Source organism: Geobacillus sp. ZGt-1 (genome assembly GCF_001026865.1).
In the GTDB taxonomy this organism is placed as follows: Bacteria; Bacillota; Bacilli; order Bacillales; family Anoxybacillaceae; genus Geobacillus; species Geobacillus thermoleovorans.
Map to the genome: position 1 here is coordinate 242579 of NZ_LDPD01000023.1, position 317 is coordinate 242895.

Here is a 317-nt window from a genome sequence, read left to right on the forward strand (position 1 = left end):
CAATCCATCATTCTAGCCAAAAATCACATTCGCACAGATATTGTCGCCAAAGCGCTTGCCGGCTTTCATCCTATCGATGAAGGGGAAATCCATTTCGATGAACAGGCAGCAAAAGGAAAACGCAATAAAACCGTATTTTTCGTGATTCCTGAGAACTACCACCAACTGTGGAGAAACTATCGTTTGCAAGATATTTCGATATGGCTGAATCGTCCTTTTCAGCAATCGGCACTATGGAAAAAATATCGCCTCCCTTCCCATGCATCAATCGATTCATTCACGATGTTTCAACGGCTGATTTATCTTAATTAGGCGAG

General features: G+C 42.3%; 1 pseudogene. It reads left to right on the forward strand.

Annotated features, from left to right (window positions below):
* A pseudogene (locus VU18_RS09935) lies at positions 1-306 on the forward strand (hypothetical protein); the annotation flags it as partial.
* Positions 307-317: the final 11 nt, after the last annotated feature.